Origin of the sequence: Allofournierella sp., assembly GCF_017889395.1 — a bacterium.
In the GTDB taxonomy this organism is placed as follows: Bacteria; Bacillota; Clostridia; order Oscillospirales; family Ruminococcaceae; genus Allofournierella.
The window spans coordinates 1-8,840 of sequence record NZ_JAGHKE010000102.1 but is presented as its reverse complement, the minus strand read 5'-3'; the positions used below and the strand labels follow the sequence as shown (position 1 = coordinate 8,840).

General features: G+C 64.4%; 10 protein-coding genes. All 10 read right to left on the bottom strand.

Going from position 1 to position 8,840, the window contains the following annotated elements:
* Positions 1–773, bottom strand: a 773-nt coding sequence (locus tag J7G73_RS11715) for a DEAD/DEAH box helicase (protein WP_291246379.1), incomplete at its 3' end; no start/stop codon positions are given.
* Between the two features lie 90 nt (positions 774–863).
* On the bottom strand, positions 864–2,105 hold the full coding sequence (locus J7G73_RS11710) for a DUF1015 family protein (protein ID WP_291246378.1): 1,242 nt from the start codon (positions 2,103–2,105) through the stop codon (positions 864–866).
* Entirely contained in the window at positions 2,102–3,205 is a 1,104-nt protein-coding gene (locus J7G73_RS11705; protein ID WP_291246377.1) for a putative glycoside hydrolase, read from the bottom strand. Before J7G73_RS11705 ends, J7G73_RS11710 begins: the two co-directional genes overlap by 4 nt.
* 52 nt (positions 3,206–3,257) lie before the next feature.
* Positions 3,258–3,869, bottom strand: coding sequence for an Rnf-Nqr domain containing protein (locus tag J7G73_RS11700; protein ID WP_087293134.1), 612 nt, complete (start codon positions 3,867–3,869; stop codon positions 3,258–3,260).
* Positions 3,866–4,522, bottom strand: a complete 657-nt coding sequence (locus J7G73_RS11695) for an Rnf-Nqr domain containing protein (protein WP_291246376.1) — start codon at positions 4,520–4,522, stop codon at positions 3,866–3,868. The genes J7G73_RS11700 and J7G73_RS11695 overlap by 4 nt, the downstream gene beginning before the upstream one ends.
* Positions 4,512–5,513, bottom strand: a complete 1,002-nt coding sequence (locus J7G73_RS11690; protein ID WP_291246375.1) for an RnfABCDGE type electron transport complex subunit D — start codon at positions 5,511–5,513, stop codon at positions 4,512–4,514. The genes J7G73_RS11695 and J7G73_RS11690 overlap by 11 nt, the downstream gene beginning before the upstream one ends.
* A gap of 35 nt (positions 5,514–5,548) precedes the next feature.
* Positions 5,549–6,199, bottom strand: coding sequence for a ribulose-phosphate 3-epimerase (gene rpe, locus J7G73_RS11685; protein WP_087293138.1), 651 nt, complete (start codon positions 6,197–6,199; stop codon positions 5,549–5,551).
* A gap of 487 nt (positions 6,200–6,686) precedes the next feature.
* Positions 6,687–7,040 carry an ATP-binding protein gene (locus J7G73_RS11680; RefSeq protein WP_291246374.1) on the bottom strand — a complete coding sequence of 118 codons (354 nt, stop codon included), beginning with the start codon at positions 7,038–7,040 and terminating at the stop codon, positions 6,687–6,689.
* Entirely contained in the window at positions 6,971–8,122 is a 1,152-nt protein-coding gene (locus tag J7G73_RS11675) for a HAMP domain-containing protein (protein ID WP_291246373.1), read from the bottom strand. The genes J7G73_RS11680 and J7G73_RS11675 overlap by 70 nt, the downstream gene beginning before the upstream one ends.
* A 6-nt stretch (positions 8,123–8,128) precedes the next feature.
* Positions 8,129–8,818: a response regulator transcription factor gene (locus tag J7G73_RS11670; RefSeq protein ID WP_087293143.1), complete on the bottom strand. Its 690-nt coding sequence runs from the start codon at positions 8,816–8,818 to the stop codon at positions 8,129–8,131.
* Positions 8,819–8,840 lie beyond the last annotated feature (22 nt).

Genomic DNA, 8,840 nt, shown 5'->3' with positions numbered 1-8,840 from the left:
ATGGCGTTGGCCCCGTGCTTGGTGCGGCTGAACACCAGCGCGCTGGTCACCGACGGGTCGGCCAGAAGTCTGGCCAGCAGCCGCTTTTTGTCCGGCTTGTTCACAAAGTAAAGGCTCTGCTGGATGCGGTCCACGGTGCTGCTCACCGGGTCCACCTTCACGGTGACCGGCTTTTTCAGGATGCTGTTGGCCAGCTGCTCAATCTCTTTGGGCATGGTGGCGCTGAACAGCAGGTTCTGGCGCTGGGCGGGCAGATGGCGGATGACCTTTTTCACGTCATTCACGAAGCCCATGTCCAGCATCCGGTCCGCCTCGTCCAGCACGAAAATCTCCAGCCGGCTCAGGTCCACATGGCCCTGACCGATCAGGTCGTTCAGGCGGCCCGGGCAGGCGGTGAGCACATCCGCGCCGCGGCGCAGCGCGTTCACCTGAGGCTGCTGGCCCACACCGCCGAACACCACGCAGTGGCTCACGTTCAGGTAGCGGCCGTAATTGGCGAAGCACTCGTCGATCTGCAGGGCCAGCTCCCGGGTGGGGGTCAGGATCAGTGCCCGCACTCCCTTGTGGGAGGGATGGCTGGCCGCCAGCCGCTGCAGAATGGGCAGCGCGAAGGCAGCGGTCTTGCCGGTACCGGTCTGGGCGCAGCCCAGCAGGTCGTGGCCCGCCAGCACCGGCGGGATCGCCTTGGCCTGGATGGGCGAAGGGGTCTTGTAGCCCTGCTCCTCCACTGCCTTGAGCAGAGGGCGGGTCAGTTTCAGTTCGCTAAAATTCATAGTCCTCCAAAAATCGCTTTCCTAAAAGGCAGCGCCGCACCCGCTCTCCGGGCGCGGCCTCTGTCTGAAACAAGCCGGGGCGCGGCGCGCTTATCGGATGCGCCTGCACTCCAGCTCGTATCGCTGCTGCCGGGCCTCAAGGGGCGCAAACAGCCCCAGGGGCAGAAACTCGCCCCCGCAAAGGCCCCGGAACAGATCCTCATTTGTTTCACTCAGCAAAATGCCGGTGTTGCCGTCCGCCGCCAGCTCCCGCAGCTCGGTTTCATCGGAAATCCGGTCGGTGAAGCAGGCGGGGTTTTCCTGCAGGTAGTCCTGCAAAAAGGCCTCCAGCACCGCCGCAGCCAGCGGCCAGCGGCCGCCGGTGGGCCACACCTTTCGCTGCCAGGCCCCGTACACAAAGCACAGCGGCCGAAGGCGTTCCGGCGCGGGCTCATCCTCCAGACGCACCCCCTGCCCGGCGCACCAAGTGCGGAAGGCCGCCAGCAACGGCAGGCCCTGCACCCCCATCACCAGCCGGTGGGCGGGGGCAAGATGCAAACCGGGGCTTTGGATGCTGCACACCTCGGCCAGGCAGAACCGGGCCGGATGGTGTTCCCGCCCGGCCTGGTCCAGCTCCTCCCGGAGCAGCACCCAGAAGGCCCGGGCAGCGGCCAGGTCCTCCCCTCCGCTCACCGGAGCCAGCAGCGCCGCGCCTTCGGGTGCTTTTTCTGCATCGAACAGCGCCGTCAGCACATTTAAGCGGGCGGTATCCTCCACCGCCCAGCCCTTCACGCTGCCGCCGCCGTAGCTCAGCTCCCCCTCATAAAGGAGTGCTTCCTTCTGTATGTTCGCCAGCGGAGCAAACAGCTCCGCCTCGCTTTTGTCCGCCGCCAGCAGGATGTGGCTGCTCTGCAGCGCCGCGCCCTCCCAGCGGTCCAGCCGGGGCAGCACCTGCCGGGCGGCCAGCGCCTGAGGCGCCCGCACCGGGGTGCGGCTGCCCTGGGCAAAATCGTATTGCTCCAGGTCCACCAGACCCACCAGGCCCCGGCGCACCCGGCCGTCGGGCAGGGTCCGTTCCAGATACACAACGCCCTGCACCGCCCGGGTCAGGGTGTCCCCCGCCCGCTCCATGGCCGCCTTTGCCGCGGCCAGTTTCTCCCCGGTTTCCACCCGCTGGAGCAGCGCGTCCGGCACCAGAAGCCGCATCACGCCGGGGGCATTCTCCCCCCGGGCCTCCAGCTCCTGCCAGCTCTCCCGGCTCAGCGCGCCCGCCGAGGGGCAGGCCCACCGCTCAACAGCAACCGGTTCCCCGGGCAGCAGCAGCTCCCCGGGGCAAAAGCAGGGCTGACTCATTGGCCTGCCTCCACCGCGAACACATCGCCGGTGCGCACGCCCACATACTCGCAGCCCTTGGCCGCTGCCTTGGCGGCATCCAGCTGGGTCTGGGTCTCCTCGGTGAGCTCGCCGCTCACCCCAATGGCCAGGTTCTCGATGTCCAGCGCATCGATGGCGCCGCCGGTGAGGCGGGTCTCCTGACCGCTGGCCACGTTCAGCGGGTATTCCACCCAGCAGGTAGCCTTTTCCTGCCATACCGCCAGAGCGTTTGCCAGGCACTGGGCCTCGGTCACGCCCGCGGTGTCGCCATAGCTGGCCTTGTCGCGGCCCGCGGTGGTGGGCAGCTGCACGGCGGTAAGCCAGATCTGCTCAAAGCCCATGGCCTTCGCCTCATCGATGATGCCGCCGATGTATTCCACCGCGGCGCTGGAATAAGGATTCAGCCAGGCCTTGCCGCCCTTGTCCTGGGCAGCGTCCAGCCACAGGTAGTCGCTGCCCTGATACTTCACCGCCATCTCCCGGTTGGCGCTGGCCGCCAGGGGGTCCCGGAAGGCGCACACGCCCGCCACCGGCACAATGCCCTCCGCCTTGAGGGCGGAAGCCACCGCCGCGCCGTCGATCTGGGTGGCGGAAAGGCCGGCTGCCGCTGCCGGCAGAGCACTGGCGTAGTACACACTGCCGGTGCTGTCCTTCAGGGGCACCACCGCGTAACGCACGCCCTCACCGGCCAGCTGACCGGCCAGCTGAGCCGCCGCGTCCGCACTGGTCAGGCTGGCCGGGTCCAGGAAGGCCCAGCCGCCCTGGGTCATGTCGTTTTCCGCCTGAGGCTGCGCTGTGGGCTGGGGCTCGCTGGCCGCCTGGCCCTGGCTTTCTGCGCCGGTGCTCTCGGGCTGGGAAACGCTCTGCGAAGTGCTGGCGGGGGTCTTTTCGGAATCGCCCCGCACAATGCTGTACCAGGTGCTGGTGCCGAAGTTGATCACCGCGGGGCCCACCAGCCAGCCCGCCACGAACAGGGCTACCAGTGCCGCCGCACCGCCGAGAATGCGGGCGGCGCGCTGCCGACCGGTATAGAAGCTGCGCCGGTACCGCTTTACTTTGCCCAGGTTTTTCTTTGCCATACGAAATCAAGCCGCCTTTCCGCGTGGGAGCTTTGTGCGCCTTCGCGCTGTGTCATCCAATGGAGATCCGGTGCCCGGTAAAGCCGTAGATGGCCAGCGCCAGGATACCGATGTAGATCAGGGTAATGGGCAGACCCTTGAAGCTGCCGGGGACCATGTCCTGCCGCATGCGGCGCTGGCCCTCGCCCACCACCACCACGGCGGCGGTGTAGCCCACGCCGCTGCCCAGTGCAAAGCCCATGGTCTGCAACAGGTTAAAGTTCTGGGTGGCGGCGATGAGCAGCACGCCCAGCACCGCGGTATTGAAGGTAGCCATGGGCAGCACCGCCAGCATGGGGCGGGCCTTTTCCTTCAGCACCAGCAGCAGCACGCCCAGCACCACAAAGAAGGCCACCGTGCTGCACAGAATGAACAGAAACGGGCGCACGGCGTTGCGCCAGCTCAGCGGGGTGAGCAGCAGGTTCACCCAGTAGGTGAGGGGTGCCGCCACCAGCTGAATCAGGCAGAGCAGGCCGCCGAAGGTGAGGGTGTCCACGGTGGAGTCCTCCACCAGCTTCACCAGGCGGGACACGCCCATCGCCCGGCCAAATACCGCGTTTTCCGCGAAAATTGCCGTTACAGCATACAAAAAGAAGGTGCTGCAGGCTTTTACTACTTCCATCATTCGCCTCGTCTCGCCTCCGTATGCACATGTTTTTTATAAGCCCGCACCAGGCCGCGCCAGACAGCGCACACCACGCCCAGCAGAATGAATCCGCCCGCGGGCAGGCTGGCCATGGGCAGCAGGGTGAACTTCAGCCAGGGAACGGCCACGCCGAACACGGCACCGCTGGCCAGAAGCTCCCGCAGGCAGCCAATGAGCAGCAGCACCAGCACATAGCCCGCAGTGGTGCGCAGGCCCTTGCGCAGGGCGGTGATCACCCGCTCGGGCTGGGGCCGCTCGTACCGCTTGATGATCAGCGGCTCCACGATCAGCATGGGCAGGTAAACGCCCAGCTGCAGGATCTCCACATCAAAGATGGCCCGCAGCGCAAAGTATACGCCGATGTACAGAATCGAGCTGGTGAAGCAGTACACCAGCGCCCGCAGCTGGCCCCGGCCGGTACGGCAGATCATGGCTGCCACCACCCGGGTGGGGGTCAGCAGCAGCAGCACCGCCACGCTGAGCATCAGGGCGTTCATGCCGTTGGTGGCGGCAACCACCAGCGGTGCAAGGCCCATGCCCTGCATGATGACCGGGTTGTTCAGGAAGATCCGGTCCCGCCGGGCAATGCGCTCCATGTTTTCCGACAGGTATTTCGCCTTCTTAGAGTTCACGGCGCACAACCCCCTTTCGGTGCAGGATGCGAAGCACGGCCCGGTCCAGCCAGCCGGAGATGGCGTTCATTGCCAGAATGGCAAAGCACACGCCGGTCTCGTAGTTGCCGTAGTAGCGGAACATCATGGCCATGAAGCCGCTGAGCGCACCGTACAGAATGCGGGAGATCCGGTTGCTGGGGCAGATCACCGGGTCCGCCATCAGGTAGACCGCGGCAAACAGCAAACCGCCGCTGCACAGCTCGTACTTCATCACCGCCAGCCGGTCGGCCACATAGGTCCAGGGCATGCTGAAGGCGGGGATATCGCCCAGGCGGGGGGCCACAAAGGCCACCACCGCGCAGGTGATCAGGAAGCTAAACATCACGCTCAGATGCAGGCTGCGCCGGTTGGCCAGAAACAGCGCGCAGGCCAGAATGACCAGCAGGGCGGTCACGCCCATGGGGCCCGCGTAGTTACCCAGAAACAGGGCGGTATTATCCAGTGTGGGCAGGCCGCCGGTCTTTAAGGCATGCAGGGGGGAATCCACCAGCTGCACGCCGGAAACACTGCCCAGCGGCAGCGACTGGAACAGCTGGACCTCCGGGTAACGGAACACCTGCTCGGGCCAGCTCACCGCCACCACCGCGTAGCCCACGGCCGTGGGGTGGAATACGTAGCAGCCGTAGCCGCCGAAGGCCTCCTTGCCCAGCAGCACCGCCGCCACCGCGCCCACGATCACCACATAGTAGCTCACGGTGGCGGGCAGAATGAGTGCCAGCATGAAGGCAAAGGCCTCGCTGCTCCACTCGCCCTTTTCATAGGGGCGGCGCCGCAGCCAGGCCACCAGACGGTCGCTCAGGTTGGCGGCGATCACTGCCGTGCCGCACAAAAGCACAGCCCGCAGCCCATAAAAGGCAAAGGCCATGGCCAGCAGCGGCAGGCACATATAAAACAGATCTCGATGAACGCCCTTATCCTGCCGGATGCGGGCCAGTTGTTGTTCCTTCAAGTGCTCTGCTCCCTTCGTTGCAAAATTGGGGCCGCTCACAGGCTCTTCAGCCCGCGCACGGCAGCGGCCATGTCGGCCTTGCCGAATACCGCGCTGCCCGCCACCAGCAGATTGGCGCCCGCGGCCACGCACTCAGGGCCGGTCACCGCGTCCACGCCGCCGTCCACCTCCAGCCAGGGCGACAGGCCCCGGGCATCGCACGCGGCGCGCAGGGTCTTCAGCTTCTCCAGGGCGCTGGGCATGAACTTCTGGCCGCCGAAGCCCGGCTCCACGCTCATCACCAGCACCAGCTCCAGCCGGTCCAGGTAAGGCAGAACCGCTTGTGCCGGGGTGCCCGGCTTGATGGACAGGCCCGCCTTGCAGCCTGCCGCATGGATGGCGTCGATGGTCTCGCCCGGGTCGCTCTCGCTCTCCAGGTGGAAGGTGATGCAGCTGGCGCCGGCCTTCACAAAGGGCTCCACATAGTCCAGCGGGCGGCGGATCATCAGATGGACGTCGTAAAAAGCATCGGGCAGGGCCTTGTGCAGGCTTTGCAGCACCGGCACGCCGAAGCTGATGTTAGGCACAAAGCAGCCGTCCATTACATCAAAGTGCAGCATGTCGGCTCCGGCATCCAGCACCTGACGGCATTCTTCACCCAGGCGTGCGAAATCCGCCGCCAGGATCGAGGGGCTCAGTTGAGTCATGGGAAAGGTCCTCCTTATGGATCACGCGCAACGGGCCCGCTCTACAAATCGTAAAACGTCAGAGCGTGCGCAAAGATATACAGTATAATTTTATCCTATTTCCCGCTAAAAAGCAAACCACCATAACCCTTTTCACGTTTTTTGCACAAAAAGAACAAAAAGCGCGGTTTAGCCGGGGTGACATAAGAAAACGACGCCGGAAAAGGGCCGCTTTTGCGGGATTGCAGCGTCAAAGCCCTTTGACAACCACCAAGGGTGCCTGCAGGGCTTTTCCTTGCACTCCCATCAAAATCGGGCCTTTTCCGGTGCTTCGCAGTTCTGCCCCAGGATTTTGGATGCAGAAAGTGCGAAAAGGGGCGGAGCAAGCCTTGGTGGCTTGCCCGCCCTTTTGAACATTTTGTGCGCCAAAATCCTAAGGCAGAACCGTTGTTTTCTTGTGCCACACCGGCTTTCCGGGCCATTGGCCGAAAACCGCGCTGGGTGTTTTTCACTTTTTCCCGGGCTGTTTGCGCCGCTGCTCCGGGGGCGGGTCGCAGGGCAGGGTGAAGCTGAACTGGCACCACTGGCCCTCCTCGCTCTCGGCCCAGATCTTGCCGCCGGACAGGCCCACCAGGATCTTGCAGATGTGCAGCCCCAGGCCGCTGCCCCGGGCGTTGAGGCCCCGGCTCTTGTCCTCTTTATAGAAACGCTCGAACACGAAGGGCAGCGCGTCCGCTCCAATGCCCTGACCGGAGTTTCGGATGGACACCGTGACCATGCCGCCGCTCTTTTTCACTGAGAAGCGGATGTAGCCGCCCTCGGGGGTGAACTTGAGGGCGTTATCCAGAATGTTATAGAGCACCTGATACACCAGGTCCTGGTCGGCGTAAACCAGCGTGCGGGTGGGGGCCAGGCCCTGGATCTCCTGAACACCACGCCGGTGACGCTCTCCCAGATGTCGTAGCTCTGGGCGTTCACCCGGTACTCGCCCGCCTCCAGCTTGGAGATGTCCAGCATGTTCTGGATCAGCCGAGTCAGCCTTCCCACCTCCTGGCTCACCAGGCCCAGATAGTGCTGGCGCATATCGTCGGGGATGGTGCCGTCCAGCATGCCGTCGATGAAGCCCTTGATGCTGGTCATGGGGGTGCGCAGCTCGTGGGCGATGTTGCCCATGAAGCTGGCCCGGGAGGAGTCGATGGTCTCCAGATTGCGGGCCATGTTGTTGAAGGTCACCGCCAGCTGGGCCACCTCGTCGTTGCCGTCCACCGGAACGCGCACGCTGAAATCGCCGCTGCCGAACTTGCGGGCGGCCTCGCTGATGCGCCGCAGCGGGGTGGTGAGCCGGTTGGTCACAAAGATGGCCAGCAGGCTTGCCGCCAGCAGCAGCAAACCGGCGCTGAGCACAAAGATGGAGAACATGTCGCTCACGAACACATTCAGGCTGGCCGCGCTGGCCGAGGCGAACACATAGCCGCTGGCCGCGCCGGTGTCGTCCCGCATGACCCGGCCCACGGTGTAGTATTTGCCGCCGTACAGCCCGCCCAGGGTGCCGGTCTCAAAGAAGCCGTCCTCCTCCTGGGCCTGGCGCAGGATATCCCCGCTCACGCAGCTGCCCACCAGCGGCTCGGCCTCGTTCTGGGTATACAGCATCACCTGACCGGAGGCATCGGTGAGCAGCAGGTTGGTGCTGCTGGTGCGGCCGATCAGCTTCATCTGGTCCTGCACGCTGATGCGGGCACTCTCATCCTCCAGCAGGCGGCGCAGGGGGGAATCCTCCTGCACCTGCATGGCGGTGACCTGCACCACATCGTTCAGGGTGGTGCGCTTGTCCTCCTGGAAATAGCCCATCACCAGATACATCTGGATCAGGCCCATCACCGCCGTGCTCACGATGAGCAGAATGGCGGTGGTGCTGAAATACATGGAACTGATGCTTTTTCTCACGCGCGATCAATCCTTTGCTTCAAACTTGTAGCCCACGCCCCAGACGGTCTTCAGGCTCCACTGCTCGCTGGCGCCCTCCAGCTTTTCCCGCAGGCGCTTGATGTGCACATCGATGGTACGGGAGTCGCCGTAATACTCGAAGCCCCACACCTCGTCCAGCAGCTGGTCCCGGGTGAACACCCGGTTGGGATGACCGGCCAGATAGGCCAGCAGCTCCAGCTCCTTGGGGGGAGCCTCCACCACCTTGCCCTTCACCTTCAGCTCGTAGCGGCTCATGTCCAGCGAGAGGTTCTCGAACTGGATCACGCCCTCCTTGCCGGATTCCTCCGGATTGCAGCGGCGCAGCACCGCCTTGATGCGGGCCACCACCTCTTTGGAATCAAAGGGCTTGACCACATAGTCATCGGCGCCCAGCTCCAGGCCCAGCACCTTGTCGAAGGTCTCGCCCTTGGCGGTGAGCATAATGATGGGGGTGTTGCCCTGGGCGCGGATGCGGCGGCAGACCTCCCAGCCGTCCATCCGGGGCATCATCACATCCAGAAGCACCATGTTGGGCTTGTTCTGTTCAAACAGCTCCAGGGCCTTTTCGCCGTCGTGGGCGATCAGGGTCTCGTAGCCTTCCTTGGCCAGATACAAACGCAGCAGCTCGCAGATGTTCTGGTCATCGTCCACGATCAAAATTTTCTGGTTGGGCATATTCTCCCGCTCCTTTTTCTTT